The organism is Streptomyces lushanensis (genome assembly GCF_001700515.1).
Lineage (GTDB): Bacteria > Actinomycetota > Actinomycetes > Streptomycetales > Streptomycetaceae > Streptomyces > Streptomyces lushanensis.
Map to the genome: position 1 here is coordinate 183 of NZ_MAUD01000518.1, position 426 is coordinate 608.

1 protein-coding gene is annotated in these 426 nt (G+C 70.7%); it reads left to right on the forward strand.

Annotation, left to right across the window (positions count from 1 at the left end; translation table 11 throughout):
• The coding region (locus BFF77_RS33930; protein WP_245703880.1) for an AMP-binding protein at window positions 1-426 on the forward strand (426 nt) is incomplete at both ends.

The window sequence follows — 426 nt, forward strand, 5'->3', positions numbered from 1 at the left end:
GGGCGCCCGGTTCGCCTGTCTGTCCAATCCCGCCTTCGACGCGCTGAACTTCGAGGTCTGGGTGCCGCTGCTGACCGGCGGCTGCTGTGTGATCCTCGACGACGAGACCGTCCAGTCGCCGCACGCGCTGGCCGCGGAACTGCTGCGGCTGCGCGTCGACACCATGTTCATCACGGCGGCGCTGTTCAACGCGGTGGTCGAGACGGTGCCCGACTGCTTCGCCGGCGTCGGCCAGGTCCTGGTCGGCGGGGAGCGGCTCAACGCCCGTCTGATCAGCCGCTGGTACCGCCACAACGCGTCGAGCACGACCCGGCTCCACAACGCGTACGGTCCGACGGAGACGACCACCTTCGCCGTGTCCCATCCCATCCCCCGTGACTTCGACGGGACCGTGGTGCCGATCGGGCGGGCGCTGCCGGGCACCGG